20 protein-coding genes are annotated in these 18,737 nt (G+C 73.2%); 8 read left to right on the top strand and 12 right to left on the bottom strand.

Annotated features, from left to right (window positions below):
- Positions 1-25: 25 nt before the first annotated feature.
- Positions 26-760 carry a VIT1/CCC1 transporter family protein gene (locus tag OG844_RS36375; protein WP_406389388.1) on the bottom strand — a complete coding sequence of 245 codons (735 nt, stop codon included), beginning with the start codon at positions 758-760 and terminating at the stop codon, positions 26-28.
- A 255-nt stretch (positions 761-1,015) separates the two neighbouring features.
- Between OG844_RS36375 and OG844_RS36370 the strand changes: the two genes are divergently transcribed.
- From OG844_RS36370 to OG844_RS36340, 7 genes are read left to right on the top strand one after another with little or no spacing between them, the layout of a single operon-like run.
- Positions 1,016-2,236 carry an ADP-ribosylglycohydrolase family protein gene (locus OG844_RS36370; protein ID WP_406389389.1) on the top strand — a complete coding sequence of 407 codons (1,221 nt, stop codon included), beginning with the start codon at positions 1,016-1,018 and terminating at the stop codon, positions 2,234-2,236.
- The gene (locus OG844_RS36365) at positions 2,233-3,711 is read left to right on the top strand and encodes an ADP-ribosylglycohydrolase family protein (RefSeq protein ID WP_406389390.1); all 1,479 of its coding nucleotides are present in this window, start codon (positions 2,233-2,235) and stop codon (positions 3,709-3,711) included. Before OG844_RS36370 ends, OG844_RS36365 begins: the two co-directional genes overlap by 4 nt.
- Positions 3,647-4,840 carry an ADP-ribosylglycohydrolase family protein gene (locus OG844_RS36360; protein ID WP_406389391.1) on the top strand — a complete coding sequence of 398 codons (1,194 nt, stop codon included), beginning with the start codon at positions 3,647-3,649 and terminating at the stop codon, positions 4,838-4,840. Before OG844_RS36365 ends, OG844_RS36360 begins: the two co-directional genes overlap by 65 nt.
- A complete protein-coding gene (locus OG844_RS36355; protein ID WP_406389392.1) occupies positions 4,837-6,204 on the top strand; it encodes an ADP-ribosylglycohydrolase family protein in 1,368 nt (455 codons plus the stop codon). Before OG844_RS36360 ends, OG844_RS36355 begins: the two co-directional genes overlap by 4 nt.
- A complete protein-coding gene (gene rbsK, locus OG844_RS36350) occupies positions 6,201-7,085 on the top strand; it encodes a ribokinase (RefSeq protein WP_406389393.1) in 885 nt (294 codons plus the stop codon). Before OG844_RS36355 ends, rbsK begins: the two co-directional genes overlap by 4 nt.
- Positions 7,082-8,278: a CaiB/BaiF CoA transferase family protein gene (locus tag OG844_RS36345; RefSeq protein ID WP_406389394.1), complete on the top strand. Its 1,197-nt coding sequence runs from the start codon at positions 7,082-7,084 to the stop codon at positions 8,276-8,278. Before rbsK ends, OG844_RS36345 begins: the two co-directional genes overlap by 4 nt.
- Positions 8,275-9,096 carry an HpcH/HpaI aldolase/citrate lyase family protein gene (locus OG844_RS36340; protein WP_406389395.1) on the top strand — a complete coding sequence of 274 codons (822 nt, stop codon included), beginning with the start codon at positions 8,275-8,277 and terminating at the stop codon, positions 9,094-9,096. The genes OG844_RS36345 and OG844_RS36340 overlap by 4 nt, the downstream gene beginning before the upstream one ends.
- 85 nt (positions 9,097-9,181) lie before the next feature.
- Here the strand turns inward: OG844_RS36340 and lgt are convergent, their stop codons facing one another.
- The 11 genes from lgt to hisI form a co-directional block, all read right to left on the bottom strand.
- Positions 9,182-10,150 carry a prolipoprotein diacylglyceryl transferase gene (lgt, locus tag OG844_RS36335; RefSeq protein WP_406389396.1) on the bottom strand — a complete coding sequence of 323 codons (969 nt, stop codon included), beginning with the start codon at positions 10,148-10,150 and terminating at the stop codon, positions 9,182-9,184.
- Between the two features lie 76 nt (positions 10,151-10,226).
- Complete coding sequence (locus OG844_RS36330) at positions 10,227-11,060, bottom strand: thioredoxin domain-containing protein (protein WP_406389397.1); 834 nt, start codon at positions 11,058-11,060, stop codon at positions 10,227-10,229.
- Positions 11,061-11,132: 72 nt separating this feature from the next.
- Positions 11,133-11,948 carry a tryptophan synthase subunit alpha gene (gene trpA / locus OG844_RS36325; protein WP_406389399.1) on the bottom strand — a complete coding sequence of 272 codons (816 nt, stop codon included), beginning with the start codon at positions 11,946-11,948 and terminating at the stop codon, positions 11,133-11,135.
- Positions 11,945-13,183 carry a tryptophan synthase subunit beta gene (gene trpB, locus OG844_RS36320; RefSeq protein ID WP_406389400.1) on the bottom strand — a complete coding sequence of 413 codons (1,239 nt, stop codon included), beginning with the start codon at positions 13,181-13,183 and terminating at the stop codon, positions 11,945-11,947. Before trpB ends, trpA begins: the two co-directional genes overlap by 4 nt.
- 139 nt (positions 13,184-13,322) lie before the next feature.
- The gene (trpM, locus tag OG844_RS36315; protein WP_406389401.1) at positions 13,323-13,535 is read right to left on the bottom strand and encodes a tryptophan biosynthesis modulator TrpM; all 213 of its coding nucleotides are present in this window, start codon (positions 13,533-13,535) and stop codon (positions 13,323-13,325) included.
- Positions 13,536-13,543: 8 nt separating this feature from the next.
- Positions 13,544-14,353: an indole-3-glycerol phosphate synthase TrpC gene (trpC, locus tag OG844_RS36310; RefSeq protein WP_329212096.1), complete on the bottom strand. Its 810-nt coding sequence runs from the start codon at positions 14,351-14,353 to the stop codon at positions 13,544-13,546.
- 116 nt (positions 14,354-14,469) lie between these two features.
- Positions 14,470-14,985: a DUF2752 domain-containing protein gene (locus tag OG844_RS36305; RefSeq protein ID WP_406389403.1), complete on the bottom strand. Its 516-nt coding sequence runs from the start codon at positions 14,983-14,985 to the stop codon at positions 14,470-14,472.
- An 82-nt stretch (positions 14,986-15,067) separates the two neighbouring features.
- The gene (locus OG844_RS36300) at positions 15,068-15,319 is read right to left on the bottom strand and encodes an HGxxPAAW family protein (RefSeq protein WP_406389405.1); all 252 of its coding nucleotides are present in this window, start codon (positions 15,317-15,319) and stop codon (positions 15,068-15,070) included.
- A 94-nt stretch (positions 15,320-15,413) separates the two neighbouring features.
- Positions 15,414-16,073, bottom strand: coding sequence for a TIGR02234 family membrane protein (locus OG844_RS36295; protein ID WP_406389406.1), 660 nt, complete (start codon positions 16,071-16,073; stop codon positions 15,414-15,416).
- A 14-nt stretch (positions 16,074-16,087) separates the two neighbouring features.
- Positions 16,088-17,581 (bottom strand): anthranilate synthase component I, encoded by a 1,494-nt coding sequence (locus OG844_RS36290; protein ID WP_406389407.1) that lies wholly within the window; start codon positions 17,579-17,581, stop codon positions 16,088-16,090.
- Positions 17,582-17,592: 11 nt separating this feature from the next.
- Positions 17,593-17,973 (bottom strand): phosphoribosyl-AMP cyclohydrolase, encoded by a 381-nt coding sequence (gene hisI / locus OG844_RS36285; RefSeq protein ID WP_351170796.1) that lies wholly within the window; start codon positions 17,971-17,973, stop codon positions 17,593-17,595.
- An 85-nt stretch (positions 17,974-18,058) separates the two neighbouring features.
- Here hisI and OG844_RS36280 point away from each other — a divergent pair, with 85 nt between their 5' ends.
- Positions 18,059-18,691 carry a TIGR03085 family metal-binding protein gene (locus tag OG844_RS36280; RefSeq protein ID WP_406389408.1) on the top strand — a complete coding sequence of 211 codons (633 nt, stop codon included), beginning with the start codon at positions 18,059-18,061 and terminating at the stop codon, positions 18,689-18,691.
- Positions 18,692-18,737 lie beyond the last annotated feature (46 nt).

The raw sequence follows: 18,737 nt of genomic DNA, 5'->3' as shown, positions 1-18,737 counted from the left end.
CGCGTCAGGGCACCGTTGCGGCCGGTCAGCCGCCGACGGCCACGCCGAACAGGGTGCCGAGGACGTACGTGATCGCCGCGGCGGCTCCGCCGAGCACGAGCTGGCGCAGTCCGCTGAACCACCAGGTACGGGCCGTCACCCGGGCCACCACAGCGCCGCAGCCGAACAGGCCGAGCAGGGCGAGGAGCACGGCGGGCCACAGCGCGGTCGCGCCGAGCAGGAACGGCAGCACGGGCAGCAGGGCACCCAGCGCGAAGGCGCCGAAGGAGGAGACGGCCGCGACGAGCGGCGAGGGCAGGTCGCCGGGGTCGATGCCGAGCTCCTCGCGGGCGTGGATCTCCAGCGCCTGCTCGGGGTCCCTCGACAGCTGCCGGGCGACCTCGCGGGCGAGCGCGGGCTCGACGCCGCGGGACTCGTACAGCCCGGCGAGCTCCCGCATCTCGTCCTTGGGGTGCTTACGCAGTTCCCGCCGCTCGACGTCGAGCTCCGCCTCGACGAGCTCGCGCTGCGAGGCGACGGAGGTGTACTCGCCGGCCGCCATCGAGAACGCGCCTGCGGCCAGACCGGCCAGGCCCGTGATGACGAGGGTCTGCTGGGAGACCGCCCCTCCGGCGACGCCCGTCATGAGGGCGAGGTTGGAGACGAGGCCGTCCATGGCTCCGAAGACCGCGGGCCGCAGCCAGCCACCGTTCACGTCTCGGTGGGTGTGGTTGTCCCGGTGCGCCTCGTGCAGGACGGCGTCGGTCTCGATGATGGACACAGCTCTCCCCTTTTCTCCGGGAGCGGACTCCACACGTCCCGCCCCCCGTTCAACAAGCTCGAAAGTACGCACGAAAAGGGGCTCCCGCCAGCAAGGAAGGCCGTACTTACCTGTCTCGGGGACCTCCTCCGGGGCGTCATCCGTGTGGCCCTTTTGTGGTGGTGATCCGCCTCGTGCGGGTCTCGGCGTGGGACAGATCGCACAGGCGGTTCGCACAGGCGGTGAACTGCCCTGTGCGAGCGAAGGGTCGACGCGATGGAGCTGAGGGCAGGCAGTCCGGTGGAGCCGCCGGCGGGCCGGGGTGCCGGGGAACCCGGTTCGCCCGGCGGTACGGGTGACCGGGCCAGGGGGGCGCTGCTGGGCCTCGCGGTGGGCGACGCTCTCGGTGCCCCGGCGGAGAACATGCGGCCGTCCGAGATCCGACGCCGGTGGGGCCGGATCGAGGGTTTCGTCAGCGACGACCCGGCAGGAACGGACGACACCGAGTACGCGATCTTCTCGGGACTGCTGCTGGCCAGACACGGTTCGGCGCTGACGGTTCCGCACGTCGAGCGTGCCTGGCACCACTGGATCGCCGACCTCGACGAGGGTCCGTTCCGCGGCGCGGGGTTCAGTGAGCGCGGCACGCTGGAGAACCTGCGGCGCGGTCTCGCCGCCCCGATCTCCGCCCAGCACCGGCATGCCTGGAGCGACGGCCTCGCGATGCGGGCGGCACCGTTCGGCGTGTTCGCGGCCGGCCGGCCCACCGAGGCTGCCCGGCTGGTGGCGGTCGACGGCCGGGTCAGCCATGAGGGGGAGGGCATCTACGGCGGCCAGGCGGTCGCGGCCGGGGTGGCCGCCGCGATGGTGGGGGCCGGGCTCGCCTCGGTGATCGCCGCCGCGCTCTCGGTCGTACCGATGGACTCCTGGACCGCCCGTTCGCTGCGGCGCGCGGTCACGGCCGCACAGCGCCCCTACCCGGACCGGCTGGCGAGGGAACGCGCTGTGCGCTCCGCGGTGGTGATCGGCGGCTACCCGTGGACGGACCTGGCACCGGAGGCGGTGGGGCTGGCCTTCGGCGCGTTCACCGCGGCGCGGGGCGACTTCCGTACGGCGGTGCTGACGGCCGTGAACATGGGCCGGGACGCCGATACGACGGCGGCGGTGGCGGGTGCGCTGGCTGGCGCCCTGCACGGGGCGTCCGCCATCCCCCAGGAGTGGGCGTCGAAGATCGGCCCGGTGCGGGGCAGCTGCCTGCCGTCGATGCGCGGGTACCACGTCCTGGACATCGCGGAGCTGCTGACCCCGGACGACACGGAGGACACGCCGGGTGCGCCGCCCGGGGCGGCGGGCGGCACACCGGCCCGGGATCGCCCCACCCCCTCCTGGTACGAGCCGGCCGGACCGCCTCCACGGGACGAGCCCGGCACTGCGCGTTCCGCACCTGCGGCCACGCCCGCGGCCCCCGCCGCCACCGGCCACGGAGCGACCCGATGACCGCCGCGCACGGGGCCGCCGGGGGCGCCTCACCCGCCCCGGAGTCCTCTTCCCGCCCGGAGCCGGGCAGGCGCTCCGGCGCGCCCACGGCCGACCGGGGACACGCGCCCCGAGCCGCGGCTGCTCCGACGGCCCCGGAGCCCGCGGGTCCGGGCCACGCGGCCCCGCCGGACGCGGCCCCCCACCGCGTCGCCATCCGCATCGCGGCCGATCCGGCCGCCCGTCCTTCCTCCGGCAGCCCGTCGGCCAGGGGCCCGCGGGTGTGCACCGCACCCGGCCGGCAGGCCCGGATCGAGGGGCTGCTGCTCGGACTGGCGGCCGGGGACGCCGCCGGGTGGCCCGCCGCGCGGCACCGGGCGGCGCGGATGCCCGAGTGGACCCGGCGGCTCACCCGGGAGCTGGACACCTTCGCCGAGCAGAACGCGACGACGACGCTGCCCGTGCCCATCGCCCTCAACCAGCCGCCCGAGCCCCTCAGGCTCGGTCCGTCCGACGATGCCGAGTGGGCCGCGTTCGCCGCCCGGGCCGTGCTGGCCGCCGCGGCCGACCACGCGCCCGGCCTCTCCCCCGGCCACCGGATGCGGGACGCGATCGACCGGTCCTGGAACGCCCTGGCCGCGAAGGTCGCCGCCGCGAGTGCCCGGGCGCCGGAGGTCGAGTCCGCCGTTCTTCCGCTCCGGGCCCGCATCTCCGTACGGGCCGGCCTCGGCAACCTCGCCGCCGGGCTGCGCCCGCCCGCCACCGGGCACGACAACCCGCACTACTTCGACGACGCGGCCTGCGTCAGGGCCGCCGTCCTCGCGGTCGTGCACCCGGGCGATCCCACTGCGGCGGCCGGGCTCGCCGAGTTCGACGCCCGGTTCACGCAGGACGGCGACGGGGTGCACGGTGCCCGTGCCATCGCCGCCGCGATCGCCGAGGCGCTCGCGGGGGCGGACGTCGACACCGCGGTGAACGCCGCGCTGGAACAGCTGCCCGAGGGAACCGAGATCGCCCGCAACGCCGTCCACGCCGTGCGCCTGGCCCGGGAGTTCGCCGACGAGGCTGCGGGCGCTTTCGCCCTGGTCCCCGTTCTGGAGCACCAGATCGTCGACCACGTCTACAGCTACGGGATCGCCGCGGCCGAGACCGTGCCGGTCGCCCTCGCCCTGGCGACCGCGGCCCGGGGCGAGATCGCCCAGGCGGTGCCCGCGGCCGCCTGCCTGTCCCGGGTCGCCGACTCCGCGCCCGCCCTCGCCGGGGCGCTGACCGGGGCACTGGGCGGGACCGGCACGATCCCCGCGGGCTGGCGCGAGGCCTGCCGCACGCTCGCGGGGTGTGCGCTGCCCCGCCTCGCCGGCACCGATCTCATCGAACTCGCCGGGCTGCTGGCAGCCACGGAACCGGCCACCACGGGTGGACAATCCCGGAATGACACTCAAAACACCCGAACCGTTCTCGGCAGATACGACCACCACGACGCTCACCCTGGATGAACGGATCACCGGCGCACTCGTCGGCGCCGCCGTCGGTGACGCGCTCGGCGGCCCCGTCGAGGGCTGGACCCCGGAGCAGATCGCCGAGCGCCACGGCGGCCGGGTGAACGGCGTCGTCGGCCCTTGGCACGGCGACGAATGGCGCACCGCGCGCCCCATCGCCCCGTACCACAAGGGCGACGGGCACGTCACCGACGACACCCTGATGACGCATGCGCTGGTGCGGGTCTACGGCACGGTGCGCGACCACCTGGACGCGTACGCCGTCGCGGACCACCTCGTACCGGATCTGATGTCCCGTCCCCGCTGGATCCCGGAGCTGGAGGCGGAGGCGCTGCCGCTGCAGCGGATCTTCCTCGCGGAGAAGTGGATCGTCACGCGGCTGCACTACGGCCACGCCGACCCGCGCGAGGCGGGCTCGGGGAACATCGTGAACTGCGGGGCGGCGATGTACATGGCGCCGGTCGGCCTGGTGAACGCCGCCCACCCCGAGGCCGCGTACGCGGAGGCGCTGGATGTCGCGGGGGCGCACCAGTCCTCGTACGGACGGGAGGCGGCCGGCGTCCTCGCCGCCGCGGTCGCGGCCGCCTGCACCCCGGACGCCACGCCCTCCTCCGTCGTCGGAACCTGTCTGGCCCTGGCCAAGGACGGGACGCGGGCGGCGATCGAGGCGGTGTGCGACGTGGCCACCGGGTACAGCGACTTCGAGTCCGCGCTGGTGCCCCTGCGCGAGGCCGTGGCCCCCTTCGACACGGTGGGCCCCGAATACCGCGCCCCCTCGCTCGGTGCCCGGCGGCCCTCCCGGCTGCACTCCATCGAGGAGCTTCCGGTCGCGCTCGGCATGCTGCTCGTGGGCGGGGGCGACTACCGCCGCACGGTGCTCGGTTCGGTCAACTACGGCCGGGACTGCGACTCGATCGCGACGATGAGCGGCGCGATCGCGGGCGCGCTCCACGGCGAGCGGGCCATCCCCGCCGCCTGGGTGAAAACCGTCGCCGACGCCAGCCGCCTCGATCTGCACGCCCCGGCACGGGTCCTGACGGAGGTGGCCCGCGAGATGTTCGTACGGGACACGGCGCGCCGCCGGGCCCACGAGACGGCGTTCGCGACGCTGGCCGGCCCGCGATGACCGTACGGCTGACGTGGGTTCAGCCCGAGGACCTGGTCGGTCACGAGCTGCGGCAGGCGGCACAGGACGGCCGGGACGCCCGGGACATCGAGGAGCGCTGGTACGGGGCCGGCGGCGCCCCCGCCCCGGAGCGCGCGGGCGTCTCGAAGCATCCCCCGGCACCCCGGATGCGCGCCCTGGCCGCCCGGCTGCTCGACGAACTCGCCCTGCTGGAGAGCCCGCTGTCGGAAGTCGAGCCGACAGACCTGGCGGCGATCCGGGATGCCTGCCCCCGCTGGCCGGCCCCCCTCACCCGGCCCGTCGCTCTCGGGCCCGAGCGGCTGCACGCGGCCTGGCTGGGCCGGGCCGCGGGCTGCCTGCTCGGCAAGCCCGTGGAGAAGCTGCCCCTCGCCGGCATCCGCTCCCTCGCGCAGGCCACCGGCAACTGGCCGCTCGGCACCTGGTTCACGGCCCGTGGCCTGTCCGGCGAACTGACCGCCGCCTACCCCTGGAACCGCCGTTCGGCCGGCACCTCCCTCGCCGAGAACATCGACGGGATGCCGGAGGACGACGACCTCAATCACCCTCTGCTCACCGTGCTGTTGCTCCAGCGCCACGGACGCGCCTTCAGCACGGCCGACCTCGCCCGGCTCTGGCTCGACGCGCTCCCGGCCGGCCGGCTCTTCACCGCGGAGCGCGTCGCGTACCGCAATCTCCTCGACGGCATCGAGCCGCCGGAGACCGCCCGTTACCGCAATCCCTTCCGCGAGTGGATCGGCGCCCGGATCCGGGCCGATGTGCACGGCTGGACGCACCCGGCCGACCCGGCCGCCGCCGCCGAGCAGGCACACCGGGACGCGGTGCTCACCCACACGGCCAACGGGGTGTACGGGGCCATGTTCACCGCGGCCGCACTCGCCGAGGCGGCCGGCGGCGAGACGGATGTGCACGGGTGTCTCGCGGCGGGACTGCGCGTGGTGCCGCCCCGTTCCCGGTACGCGCACGCGGTGCGCCTCGGGATCGCGAGCGCCCGTGCCGAACCGGACTTCGACACGGTCGTGGACCGGCTCCACGCCGCCTACGGGGCGACCCACCACTGGGTGCACGTCCTGCCCAACGCCGCGGTGCTCGCCGCAGCGCTCACCCACGCCGACGGTGACTTCGGCCGATCCATCGGCTGCGCCGTGTCCGGCGGCTGGGACACCGACTCCAACGGTGCGACGGCCGGTTCGCTCGCGGGGCTGCTGGCCGGCCGGCCGGCCGCGCTGCCCGACCACTGGACCGCCCCGCTGAAGAACCGGCTCGCCACGTCCGTCCCCGGTTTCGACTCCATCGGCTTCGACACCCTCGCCGAACTGACCCACCAGGAGGTATGCCGCCCATGACAGCGATCGCGGTGCTCGGCAGCACCAACATGGACCTAGTCACCTACGTCGCCCGGGCGCCCGCGCTCGGGGAGACCGTCACCGGGCGGGAGCTGCGGACCGTGCCCGGCGGCAAAGGGGCCAATCAGGCCGTCGCAGCGGCCCGCGCCGGCGGCGAGGTGGTGATGATCGGCGCGGTGGGGACCGACGAGTTCGGCTCGCGGCTGCGGACGAATCTGGAGCACGCGGGCGTGGACACGGACCTGCTGCACACCGCCGCCGGTCCCAGCGGCACCGCCCACATCGTCGTCGACGACGAGGGGGCGAACGCGATCGTGGTGATCCCCGGCGCCAACGGCACCGTCACCGCGCTCGGCCCGGGCGAGCACGCCGCCATCGCCGCCGCGGGTCTGCTGCTCCTCCAGCTGGAACTCCCGCTCTCCGCGGTGACCGAGGCCGCGCGGGCCGCGAAGGCCCGGGGGGTACGGACGATCCTCACCCCCTCCCCCGTACAGCTGCTGCCGTCCGAACTCCTGGACGCCGTCGACCTGCTGATCCCCAATGAGCACGAGGCGGCGGCGCTGTCCGGGTGCGACGAACCGCACGCGGCCGCGGAGGTCCTGCTCAGGCAGGTCCCTGAGGTGGTGATCACGCTCGGCCGGAAGGGGTGCCTGTACGCGGCGAGGGGAAGCGAAGCCGTCCTGTTCCCGGCGCCCGAGGTGACCGCCGTCGACACGACAGGCGCGGGTGACACGTTCGTCGGGACGCTGGCCGTGGCGCTCGGCGAGGGCAGGGCCGTCCCCGAGGCGCTGGCCTGGGCGTCCTCGGCCGCGGCGCTCTGCGTACAGAGACCCGGTGCCTCCACGTCCATGCCCTACCGCAGCGAGATCGATGCCGCATGAGTACGACGACCGCACCTCTGGTCGGCCTGCGGGTCCTGGACATCGCCACCCTGTTCGCGGGACCGCTCGCGGCCACGATGCTCGGCGACTTCGGCGCCGAGGTCATCAAGGTCGAGCATCCGCGCAGGCCCGACCCTTCGCGCGGGCACGGTCCCGCGAAGGACGGGGTGGGCCTGTGGTGGAAACTGCTCGGCCGCAACAAGCGCACCCTGACGCTCGACCTGTCCAGCCCGGGCGGCCGGGATGTGCTGCTGCGGCTGGCGGCGGACACCGACGTGATCATCGAGAACTTCCGGCCGGGGACACTGGAGCGCTGGGGCCTGGGCTGGGAGGAACTGCGCGCCGTCAATCCGCGGCTGGTACTGGCCCGGGTCACCGGCTTCGGCCAGTTCGGCCCGTACGCGCACCGGCCCGGCTTCGGCACGCTCGCGGAGGCGATGAGCGGCTTCGCCGCCGTGACCGGTGAGCCGGACGGGCCGCCGACCCTGCCGCCGTTCGGGCTCGCCGACTCGATCGCGGCGCTCGCCACGGCGTACGCGGTGATGACGGCCCTGGCCGGGCGCGACCGCACCGGGGCGGGGCAGGTGGTCGACATGGCGATCATCGAGCCGATCCTGACCGTCCTGGGGCCGCAGCCGCTCTGGTACGACCAGCTGGGCTACGTCCAGCCGCGTACGGGAAACCGCTCCCGCAACAACGCCCCGCGCAACACCTACCGGACCTCCGACGGCCACTGGGTCGCCGTCTCGACCTCGGCCCAGTCGGTCGCCGAGCGCGTGATGCGGCTGGTGGGACGCCCGGACCTGATCGACGAACCGTGGTTCGCCGCCGGGACCACGCGCGCCGAGCACGCCGACGAACTCGACGAGGCGGTCGGCCACTGGATCGCCCGGCGCACTCGGGAGGAGGCCGTGTCGGCGTTCGAGAAGGCGGAGGCCGCGATCGCTCCGATCCAGGACGTACGGGACGTGATGGAGGATCCGCAGTACCGGGCGCTGGGCACGATCACCGAGGTCGACGACCCCGAGCTGGGGCCGCTGCGGATGCAGAACGTCCTGTTCCGGCTCTCGGAGACGCCCGGGGAGATCCGCTGGGCCGGTCGGCCGCACGGCGCGGACACGGACGAGATCCTGGAGGGGCTCGGCCTGTCGGCCCCGAGCATCGCGGCCCTGCGGGACGAGGGGGCGCTGTGAGCACCAGGGCGGTGGCGCTGACCTGGCTGTACGTGCCCGGGGACCGCCCGGAGGTGGTCCGCAAGGCGCTCGGCTCGGGTGCGCACGTGGTGATCGTCGATCTGGAGGACGCGGTCGCGCCGGACCGCAAGGAGTACGCGCGGGCGGCGACCGCGGAGCTCCTCACCGATCCCGCTACGGCCGACGCGTCGGCCGTAGCGGTCCATGTCCGGGTCCACGGCGAGGATGACGTCAAGGCTCTGGCAGGGCTTCCGGGCCTGTCCGGGATGCGGCTCCCCAAGATCACCCATGCGGCTTCGGTGCACCATGTCGCGGCGCTGGCACCGGGGGTCGCGCTGTACCCGCTGCTGGAGTCGGCCATGGCCATCGAGCACGCGTACTCGATCGCCAGCGCCCATCACGACGTGCGGGGTGTGGCACTGGGCGAGGCGGATCTCAAGGCCGACCTGGGAGTGCGGGACGATGCGGGGCTCGACTGGCCGCGCAGCCGTCTCGTGGTCGCCGCACGGGCGGCGGGGCTCGATCCGCCCGCCATGTCGGTGTTCACGGACGTCAAGGACCTGTCCGGGCTGCGGTCGTCCTGTGCCCACGGGCGGGGCCTGGGACTGCTCGGGCGTGCGGCGATCCATCCCCGGCAGCTGCCCGTCATCGAGCGGGCGTTCCGGCCGACGTCGCGGGAGGTCGAGGCGGCGGAGCAGATCGTGGAGGCGTCACGGGCACAGGCGGGGGCGATGGCCCTGCCGGACGGGAGGTTCGTCGACGCGGCGGTGGTGGCGACCGCGCGGAGGACTCTGGCGCTGGCGGGACGCGTGGCGTGAGCCCGTTCGGCCCGGGTGCCGGGGTACGCGAAGGGGCCGCCGGACCTGTGTGGTCCGGCGGCCCCTTCGGGTGGTTCCGGGTGCGTCAGCTCTTGTCGGCCGTCTGCGGGGCGTCGTCGCCCTCGGGCTCCTTCGCCTGCGCGTCGGCGGCGTCCGACGGGTCGGCGGCCTCGGGGCTGTCTGCGCCCTCGGCGGAGTCTGCCGACCCGCTGTCCTTGCCGCTGTCCTTCGACAGGTCCACCGCGGCGGGTTCGACGATCTCCTCGCGTCCGGGGCGCAGCTTCGCCGAGATCACGAAGTACGTCACCGCGAGGACGAAGACGATGATCGCGGTCCACACGTTGAGCCGCAGTCCCAGCACGTGGTGGGCCTCGTCGACGCGCATGTACTCGATCCAGGCACGGCCCGTGCAGTAGGCCGCCACGTACAGCGCGAACGCCCGTCCGTGTCCGAGCTTGAACCGGCGGTCCGCCCAGACGACCAGGAGTGCGACACCGATGCACCAGAGCGACTCGTACAGGAAGGTCGGGTGGTAGGTGTCCGCCACCCGGTTGGGGCCTTCGCTGATCTTCACCGCCCACGGCAGGTCCGTCTGCTTGCCGTACAGCTCCTGGTTGAACCAGTTGCCCCAGCGGCCGATCGCCTGGGCGAGGGCGATACCGGGTGCGAGCGCGTCGGCCCAGGCGGGCAGCGGGATCCCGCGGCGGCGGCAGCCGATCCAGGCGCCGACGGCGCCGAGCGCGATCGCGCCCCAGATGCCGAGGCCGCCTTCCCAGATCTTGAAGGCGTCGACCCAGTTCTCACCGTCGCTGAAGTACAGCTGGTAGTCGGTGACGACGTGGTAGAGCCTGCCGCCGACGAGGCCGAAGGGCACGGCCCAGACGGCGATGTCGGCAACGGTGCCGGCTCGCCCGCCGCGGGCGATCCAGCGCTTGTTGCCGAACCAGACGGCGACGAAGACACCGATGATGATGCAGAACGCGTAGCCGCGGAGCGGGATCGGGCCGAGCTCGATCACGCCGGTCGACGGGCTGGGAATGAAGGCAAGGTTCATGACGGGGTCGACGCTACCTTGCCGGACGGGACGTGAGGCAAGCCGTCCGGCAACTTCTGGGTAACGGGCCGGGCCCTCAGGACGGCTTCGAGCCCGAGGGCGTCGCCCCGACCGTGCCCGGTTCCTTGCCCTTGTTGGCCTCCGCCACCCACTTCTTGAGATTCGCCACGGAGATCTCCTCGGTTCCTTTCTTGGGGAAGATCGACTCACCGTTGAGCAGCGCGGTGGGAGTCCCCTGGAACCCGCCCTTACCGAAGGCGGTGTTCGACTTCTCGACCCAGCTGTCGTGCGTGCCGTCCTCCACGCAGCTGCGGAAGGCGGGCGTGTCCAGTCCGTCCACGGTGCCGGCGAGCTCGATCAGCTTGCTGTTCTCGCCGAAGGCGTCGTCGGTCTCCGGCGGCTGATTGCGGTAGAGCACGTCGTGGTACGGGGCGAACTTGCCGACGTCCTGGGCGCAGGCCGCGGCGTTGGCGGCCCGCAGTGATCCGCTGCCGCCGAGGTTGCCGTCGATGATCGTGGCCAGGTGGTACTCCACCTTGATCTGGCCGCTGTCGGCGAGCTCCGCGATCGTGCCCCGGAAGGCTTCCTCGAACTGGGCGCAGACGGGGCAGCGGAAGTCCTCCCAGATCGTGAGCGTGGACGGCGCGTCGTCCGCCCCGACCTGGAGGGCCAGACCGTCCTTGCCCGTCGCCCCGGACGGCGTGACCGCGGGTCCGGCCTCGCTGTCCGTGTCGTTCTTTCCCGCGTTGGCGGCGATCAGGCCGATCACGGCGGCCAGCGCCAGGACGCCCACCACGGCGGTCGCGACGATCAGCGTGCGCCTGCGGCGCTCCCGCGCCCGGTCCAGCTCACGCTGCTGTACGAGCCGCTCGCGTGCGGCTCTCTTCGGCTCATGGTTCTTGTCGCTCACACCGCGCAAACGAACCGGGGAGGCACGTGAGCGCCTCCCCGGTCCCATGTCCACCCGTACGGGTGACGATCACTATCGGCGCTTTCGAACACCTTCGGCCAGCTCGCCGGCCAGTGCGCGGACGGCCGCGAGTCCTGCTGCCGCGTCGGGGGCGTCCAGCATCCTCTTGACGAAGGCCGAGCCGACGATCACGCCGTCGGCGAAGCCGGCGACCTGTTCGGCGTGCTCGCGGGTGGAGACCCCGATCCCGACGCAGACCGGCAGGTCCGTGGTGGCGCGGGTGCGGCGCACCAGCTCCTGGGCCTGCTCGCCGACCGATTCACGGGTGCCGGTGACCCCCATGAGCGAGGAGGCGTACACGAAGCCCGAGCCCGCTGCCGTGATCGTGGCGAGGCGGGCGTCCTTGCTGCTCGGCGCGACGACGAAGACGGTGGCGAGGCCGTGCTTCTCGGCGTGCTCGCGCCACAGTCCGGACTCCTGGACCGGCAGGTCGGGCAGGATGCACCCGGCTCCGCCGGCCGCGGCGAGTTCGGCGGTGAAGCGGTCCACGCCGTACCGGTCGATGGGGTTCCAGTACGTCATGACGAGGATCGGGACGCCGGTGGCCTCGTAGGCCTCACGGACCGTGCGCATGATGTCGGCGATCTTGACGCCGCCCTTCAGCGCGATGTCGTCGGCGGTCTGGATGACCGGCCCGTCGAGCACCGGGTCGCTGTGCGGGAGGCCCACCTCGACGATGTCGGCGCCGCCCGCGACGACGGCCTTGACCGCCTCGATGCCGCCGTCGACCGTCGGGAAGCCGCCGGGCAGGTACGCGATGAGTGCGGCCCTGTCCTCGGATGCCGCCCTGGCCAGTGCCGAATCGAGAAGCTCTCGGTTGCCGCTCACTTCTCCCCCTCGGAGTCGTACAGGCCGAAGTACCGTGCGGCCGTGTCCATGTCCTTGTCGCCCCGGCCGGACAGGTTGATCAGGATCAGCCCGTCCTTGCCGAGTTCCTGCCCGACCTCCAGCGCGCCGGCCAGCGCGTGCGCGCTCTCGATGGCCGGGATGATTCCCTCGGTGCGGGAGAGGAGGCGCAGCGCCTGCATGGCTGCGTCGTCCGTCACCGCGCGGTACTCGCCGCGGCCGACGTCCTTGAGGTAGGCGTGCTCGGGGCCGATGCCCGGGTAGTCGAGGCCGGCCGAGATCGAGTAGGGCTCGGTGATCTGGCCTTCGTCGTCCTGGAGGACGTAACTGCGTGAGCCGTGCAGGATTCCCGGCTCACCCGCGGTCAGGGTCGCGGCGTGCTCGCCGGTCTCGACGCCGTGTCCGGCGGGCTCGCAGCCGATCAGCCGGACGCTGTCGTCCGGGATGAAGGCGTGGAAGAGGCCGATGGCGTTGGAGCCGCCGCCGACGCAGGCGACGGCCGCGTCGGGCAGCCGGCCGGCCCGCTCCAGGATCTGGCGGCGGGCTTCGACGCCGATGACCCGGTGGAAGTCGCGGACCATCGCCGGGAAGGGGTGCGGACCGGCGACCGTGCCGAAGAGGTAGTGCGTGCGGTCGACGTTGGCGACCCAGTCGCGGAAGGCCTCGTTGATGGCGTCCTTGAGGGTCCTGGAGCCGGACTTCACGGCGATGACCTCGGCGCCGAGCATCCGCATCCGGGCCACGTTCAGCGCCTGGCGCTGTGTGTCGATCTCGCCCATGTAGATGGTGCACTCGAGGCCGAAGAGGGCGCACGCGGTCGCGGTCGCGACACCGTGCTGACCGGCGCCGGTCTCCGCGATCACACGCGTCTTGCCCATCCGCTTGGTGAGCAGCGCCTGGCCCAGCACGTTGTTGATCTTGTGTGAGCCGGTGTGGTTCAGGTCCTCCCGCTTGAGGAAGACCCGGGCGCCGCCGGCGTGCTCGGCGAAGCGCGGGACCTCGGTCAGCGCGCTGGGCCTGCCCGTGTAGTTGACCATGAGCTCGTTGAGCTCGGCGGCGAAGGCGGGATCGGCCTTGGCCTTGTCGTACTCGACGGCCACCTCGTCCACGGCGGCGACGAGCGCCTCCGGGATGAACTTGCCACCGAACGCACCGAAGTACCCCTCGGCGCTGGGAATCAGACCCTCGGGGTCCGGAATGAAGAAGTCGGACGACATGCGACGTGCTCCTCGACGTTGCAACGGGTGGGTTCACCGTATGCGCCGTGGGCGGAGCACCGCGCCGGCCGTCGAGCGGTCGGTGCGGTAGGGCGTGCGGACCTCCCCGTGGGGGGAGGAGTGCGACGGCCGGGGCTCGCTACGGCGCGGACCCCGTGCGCCATCGCATGCCGTTGACCTGTCCCGGTTCGTCGCCGATCACGTACCGGACGCGGCGGCCGTGCACCCGGCGGGCGGGGGCGCGGCAGCCCCGCGGCCTGCAGCCGCGGGCCAGGGGCGCGTGGGGGTCCCGGGCCGTCGCCCCGGCGGGGCGCAGGCCCGGCCGGACGCGGGGCGCGGGACAGTCGGGCACGGTGCGGGTCAGCCCCGTCCGTGCCGGAGGGCCGGGTGGGCGCCCGCGGCGACCAGGTCGGCGACCGCGGACCGCGGGTCCCGGCCGGTGACCAGGGACTCTCCGACGAGCACCGAATCGGCGCCCGCGTTGGCGTAGGCGATGAGGTCGTGCGGGCCCCGGACGCCGGACTCGGCGACCTTGACGATGTGGTCGGGGATCTCGGGGGCGACGCGCTCGAAGGTGGAGCGGTCGACCTTGAGGTCCTTCAGATTGCGCGCGTTGACACCGATGATCTTCGCTCCGGCGTCCACGGCACGCTCCGCCTCCTCCTCGTCGTGCGCCTCGACGAGCGGCGTCAGGCCGATCGACTCGGCGCGCTCGATCAGGGAGACGAGGGCCTCCTGGTCGAGGGCGGCGACGATCAGCAGGGCGAGGTCGGCGCCGTAGGCGCGTGCCTCCCACAGCTGGTACGAGGTGACGATGAAGTCCTTGCGCAGGATCGGGATGTCCACCTTGGCGCGGACGGCCTCCAGGTCTGCGAGGGAGCCGCCGAAGCGGCGCTCCTCGGTGAGGACCGAGATGACGGACGCGCCGCCGGCCTCGTAGTCCGCGGCGAGCGCGGCGGGGTCGGCGATTGCGGCAAGGGCCCCCTTGGAAGGGCTGGAGCGCTTGACCTCGCAGATGACGGTCACGCCCTCGCCTCGCAGGGCGGCGACTCCGTCCTTGGCCCGAGGAGCGCGGGCTGCGCGTTCCTTGAGCTCGTCGAGGCTGACGCGCGCCTGCCGCTCTGCGAGGTCGGCGCGAACGCCATCGATGATCTCGTCGAGCACACTCACGCGAGCGGCCCCCTTCCGGAACGGTGTATGAGGGAACAGGATCAGCCATCTCGATGGTATCCGCAGGAGGGCGATGGGCTCGCATCCGGCGGCGGTACGTCCCACTACCTGGGCATTCAGGGTGCCAAGCCTGACCCGAACGGCATATTCCGGACGACGGAGAAGATCAGCAGCACCGCGCCGGCCCCCCACAGGTAGGCGGGGGAGAGTGAGATCCGAAGCGGCTCGCCCCGGCTCGCGCGGACCATCCAGAGCAGCCAGACCACGGCGAAGACGGCGTAGCCGACGACGGCCAGGGCATTTGAGCCGAGGGCTGCGGCGATGTCGCCGTGGGCGAAGGCGTGGGCACTGCGCAGCCCGCCGCAGCCGGGGCAGAACACTCCGGTGAAGCGGAGCATGGGGCAGACCGGGTAGTGGCCCGGTTCGTTGGGATCGACCGTGGCCACGTAGCCGAAGGCGCCGACGACGACCGCCATCGCACCGGCCGGGGCGGCGAGCCTCCTGAGCCGTGTCACCGGCGCGGCGGCAGGGGGGAGCACGGGTCCGGCCGCGGCAGGGCGGGGGTGCGGCGGTCCGGGGGTGCCCGGTACGGGGGCCGGGTCCGGGGCGGCGGGAGAAGCTGAGGCGTCCACGCGCTGATTGTCCCCGCTCGTACGGAGAGGCGCAGCCCGGTCCGGGCTGCGCCTCGCGTCGTGTCTGTGCACCGGTGTGCGGTCAGGAGGTGGTCTGGGCCTCTCCCGCACGGGCCCTGGCCGCCGCCAGCTCCGCCGACTCCTTCGGCATGCCGAGGCCCGCGGCCTTCATGGCGAGACCGACGAGTCCGCCGACGGCGATGACGGCGAGTCCGGCCCAGAAGCCGAGCGGGTTCGCCGCGACCATGAAGAGGCCTGCGATGCAGAAGCCGATGAAGGCGATGATGACACCGGTCCAGGCGGCCGGGGTGTGTCCGTGGCTGCTGCCCGCCATGAGTTGCTCCTCGTTGGTGTTGCGCTGAAGGTATCGCTGTGCAGAAAGCTCGCTGCCATTGTCCCGTACGTGCGGGTGGACCGGAGCCGGGGGGTCATGCCTCGCGCGTCGGGTCCTCGCCGCGGTCCAGGGCCTTCCACAGGTCCTCGGGCCGGTCGGGATCCGGGGCTGCGGGAGCGGCCTTGCGGGGGCGCGGGGTGCCGTCGCGCTCGTACCGCCCCGACATGGCGGGCCACCGGCTGCCGTACCGCAGGGCGAGCAGTCCGGCGAGCAGGATCAGCAGGCCGCCGGCGGCCGTGACGTACGGCCAGGCGGTGTGGCTGAGCGCGTCGATGGTGGCCGAGGTGTTGCCGGTGGTGCGGGCGGCCTTCTCGTCGAGGGCTGCACTGTCGGAGGCGCCCGCGTAGGAGCTCAGGCCGGCGCCGAGACCGCTGAGTGCCAGCAGTCCGGCGACGATCGTCCGGCCGCCGCCCCGGACGGCGAAGACGGCTACCAGGGCGGCCAGGCCGACGACGGCCAGGGCCGCCGGGAGGCCTGTGACGTCCTGGCCGTCCGCGGTCAGGGGCAGGGTTCCGCCTCCGACGGCTGCCGTGCCCTCGGCCCATTTCTGCCCTGAGGCGAGGAGGACGACGGTGGCGCCGGCGGCCCCGAGGAGCAGGCCGGCGCCCAGGCTGCGGCGGCTGCCTGCGCTGTCGGGCGCGGAGGCGGCACGGGCACGGGGCTGGGGTACGGGGACAGCACTCACGTACCCCACTATCCCTTACCGCCTCAGTGGGACCGGAGCCGGTTCGCCGTATGCACGGCGCGGAGCACCGCTGCGGCCTTGTTGCGGCACTCGGTGTCCTCGCCGACCGGGTCGGAGTCGGCGACGACGCCCGCTCCCGCCTGGACGTACGCGGTGCCGTCGCGGAGCAGGGCCGTCCGGATGGCGATGGCGGTGTCGGAGTCACCCGCGAAGTCGAGGTAGCCGACGCAGCCGCCGTACAGCCCCCGGCGGGTCGGTTCGAGCTCCTCGATGATCTGCATGGCGCGCGGCTTGGGCGCGCCGGAGAGGGTGCCCGCGGGAAAGCACGCGGTGAGGACGTCGAAGGCCTTGTGGCCCTCGGCGACGCGTCCGGTGACGGTGGAGACGATGTGCATCACGTGCGAGTACCGCTCGACGGACATGAAGTCGACGACCTCGACGCTGCCGGGTTCACAGACCCGCCCCAGGTCGTTGCGGCCGAGGTCGACGAGCATGAGGTGCTCGGCGCGTTCCTTCGGGTCGGCGAGGAGCTCGTCGGCGAGTGCCTGGTCCTCCTGCGGGGTGGCGCCGCGGTGCCTGGTCCCGGCGATGGGGTGGACCATGGCCCGGCCGTCCTCGACCTTGACGAGCGCTTCCGGGCTGGAGCCGACGACGTCGAAGCCGTCGAAGCGCAGGAGGTACATGTACGGCGACGGGTTGGTGGCGCGCAGGACCCGGTAGACGTCCAGGGCGCTTGCCGTGCAGGGCGTCTCGAAGCGCTGGGAGGGCACGACCTGGAAGGCCTCGCCTGCCCTGATGCGTTCCTTGATGTCGTCGACGGCGTCCTGGTAGGCGGGGCCGCCCCACAGCGCGGTGTACGGCGGGAGCTCGGAGGGCGGCAGGGCGGCGGGGGCGTTCTCCACCGGCCTGGACAGGTCCCGCTCCATGGCGTCGAGCCGGGCGACGGCGTCCGCGTACGCCTCGTCGACCCCCGTGTCCAGGTCGTTGTGGTTGATGGCGTTGGCGATCAGGAGGACCGTGCCGTCCCCGTGGTCGAGCACGGCGAGGTCCGAGGTGAGGAGCATCGTCAGCTCGGGGAGTTTCAGGTCGTCGCCGCCGTGCTCGGTGATCTTCTCCAGCCGGCGCACGATGTCGTACCCGAGATAGCCGACCATGCCGCCGGTGAACGGCGGCAGGCCGTCGTCGCCGACCAGGTCGCGAGGGGTGTGCAGGGTCTCGACGGTGGCGCGCAGGGCCTGCAGCGGGTCGCCGTCGACGGGGACGCCGACGGGCGGCGTGCCGAGCCAGTGGGCCCGGCCGTCCAGGGTGGTGAGGGTGGCGGCGCTGCGCACTCCGATGAAGGAGTACCGGGACCAGGTGCGGCCGTTCTCCGCGGATTCGAGGAGGAACGTGCCGGTGCGCTCGTCCGCGAGCTTGCGGTAGAGCCCGACCGGGGTGTCACCGTCCGCGAGGAGCCGACGGCTGACGGGAATGACGCGCCGGTCGACGGCGAGCTTGCGGAAGGTCTCGAGATCCATGGCGGCTGACCTTACTGGGACGGGGCGAGCGGAAGGACGTCCGCGTCGAAGCAGGTGCGGTCACCGGTGTGGCAGGCGGCACCGGTCTGGTCGACCTTCACCAGGACGGTGTCGGCGTCGCAGTCCAGGGCGACGGAGCGGACCTGCTGGATGTGGCCGGAGGTGTCGCCCTTGACCCAGTACTCCTGGCGGCTGCGGGACCAGTAGGTGCAGCGGCCCGTGGTGAGGGTGCGGTGCAGCGCCTCGTCGTCCATCCAGCCGAGCATGAGCACCTCGCCGGTGTCGTACTGCTGGGCGATGGCCGGGACCAGTCCGTCGGGTCCGCGCTTGAGGCGGGCCGCGACGGCCGGGTCGAGGTTGCTGGCGGGGGTGGTGCCGGGCGTGCTGGTCATGCGCCCCATTGTGCCGCGCCGGGGACGGCCGTCCGGGTGTGCGTCCACTGGGCGGACCATGGGCGTCGGTCGTACGCTGGCGGGCATGTCGACCCATGCGAAGCGTGAACGTCTTCTGCTCGCCGACCTGTTGGAAGCGGCGGGCCCCGAAGCTATGACCCTGTGCAACGGCTGGAAGACCCGGGACCTGGCCGCCCATGTGGTGGTACGTGAGCGCCGCGCGGACGCGGCGGGCGGGATCGTTCTGGGTGCGCTGAAGAACCGGCTGGAGCGGGTGCAGGCCGAATTCGCCGGGAAGCCGTACGAGGAACTGATCCAGCTCATCCGTACGGGTCCGCCGCGGATGTCACCCTTCGGGCTGAAGCAGTTGGACGAGGCGGCCAACACGGTCGAGTTCTACATCCACGCGGAGGACGTGCGCCGGGCCCAGCCCGACTGGTCGCAGCGGACCCTGGACCCGGTCTTCGCCGATGTGCTGTGGTCACGCACCGAGAAGTCGGCCCGGATGCTGGGCCGCAGGGCCCCGGTGGGTCTGGTCCTGCGCCGCCCGGACGGTCAGACGGTGGTGGCCCACAAGGGCACCCCGGTGGTGACGGTCACCGGGGAGCCGGGTGAGCTGCTGCTGTTCGCCGCGGGCCGGCAGGACGCCGCGCGGGTGGAGCTGGAGGGCGACAAGGACGCGCTCGCCCGGTTGCACACGGCGGAGCTGGGGCTGTAGCGCCTCTCTCGTCCGGATCAGGCCGGACCCCGCTCCCTGATCCGGC

This window comes from Streptomyces sp. NBC_00887 (genome assembly GCF_045207585.1).
Note: the sequence above shows the minus strand (reverse complement) of the source record. Positions and strands in the feature narration are given on the sequence as shown.